At 65.8% G+C, this 1,493-nt stretch carries 1 protein-coding gene; it reads right to left on the reverse strand.

From position 1 onward, the window contains the following. Nucleotides 1–474: 474 nt before the first annotated feature. A partial coding sequence (locus JMF82_RS21835) for an ATP-dependent DNA helicase RecG (RefSeq protein ID WP_201316625.1) occupies nt 475–1,493 on the reverse strand: 1,019 nt, incomplete at its 5' end.

A 1,493-nucleotide genomic window follows, 5' to 3' on the forward strand; every position in this document is an offset into this window, starting at 1 on the left:
CCCGTCACGGCTCAACGAAGTTGCCTTGAGTCCTCTCCGCTTCGGCGCGTGGCGGTGTAGCGGCTACGTTCGAGGTAGTAACGAGCCCATCCCGACTAGCCTCGGTCGGCCGACGCTTCTATCCCGCATATCGCTATGAGCCCTGGCTCTGAAGGCCATTTTCTTTGGGTTACTTTTCTTTTGGGCCAGCAAAAGAAAAGTGACTCGGCGGCCGGCAGGACGTCGAAACGCCCGCTGCGTAAGCGGCACACTGGCGGTAGCGGAGCTACCGAAGGCAATAGCCTCGCTCAAACAAAAGCCACAACCATGCAGCCCACCGCGAAAGGCCATCGCGCACAGGGTGCGCTCCTACAAGGGGATGCATCGAAACGATGGACATGCGGACCGGCGCGAAAGGCGGTCGCGCACAGGGTGCGCTCCTACAGGGTGGAGGGTGGCGGTGTATTGGCTACCGGACGCAAAGGCCGGATGGCTTCACGCGTGCGCGTACCGTGCCGCGCCGCCGATCCATCGTGCGATCAACTGCTCCGCCGCCTGCGGGTGCTGCTCCAGCATCAGCGCGCCCACCTCCTGCACGGCAGGCAAAAGATGGGCGTCGCGGGCGAGGTCGGCGATGCGGAAGCTCAGCTGGCCGGTCTGGCGGGTTCCCAGCACCTCGCCGGGCCCACGCAGCTCGAGATCCTTCTCGGCAATGCGAAAACCGTCATTGGTCTCGCGCATCACCTGCAGGCGCTCGCGCGCGAGCTGGCCAAGCGGTGGCTGGTAGAGCAGTACGCAGTTGGAAGCGACGGCGCCACGGCCAACGCGCCCGCGCAGCTGATGCAACTGCGAAAGGCCGAGGCGTTCGCTGTTCTCGATGACCATCAGGCTCGCGTTGGGCACATCCACGCCCACTTCGATCACGGTGGTGGCGACCAGCACTGACAACTCCCCGGCCTTGAAGGCATCCATCACGGCCTGCTTCTCCTTGGGCTTCATGCGCCCGTGGATCAGGCCGATCCGGCAATCGTCCAGCGCCGCCGACAGTTCGGCGTGCGCCACTTCGGCAGCCTGCGCGCGCAGCTGTTCGGATTCCTCGATCAGCGTGCACACCCAATACGCCTGGCGACCCTCCAGGCAGGCGGCATGGATGCGTTCGATGACGTCGAAGCGGCGTGCGTTGGAGATCGCGATGGTCTGCACGGGCGTGCGTCCCGGCGGCAGTTCGTCGATGGCGGAAACATCGAGATCGGCGTACGCACTCATCGCCAGTGTGCGCGGAATGGGCGTCGCGGTGAGCACCAGCTGGTGGGGCACCAGGCCGGTGTCCACATCGGCGCCCTTGTCGCGCAACGCCAGCCGCTGCTGCACGCCGAAGCGGTGCTGCTCGTCGACGATGACCAGGCCCAGCTGCGCGAACGCCACGCCCTCCTGCATCAACGCGTGCGTGCCGATCACCACGTGTGCTCCCGATGCGACCTGCGCCAGCGCCTGCTGCCGTGCCTTGCCCGCCA

Source organism: Dyella sp. EPa41, from assembly GCF_016586165.1.
Lineage (GTDB): Bacteria > Pseudomonadota > Gammaproteobacteria > Xanthomonadales > Rhodanobacteraceae > Dyella.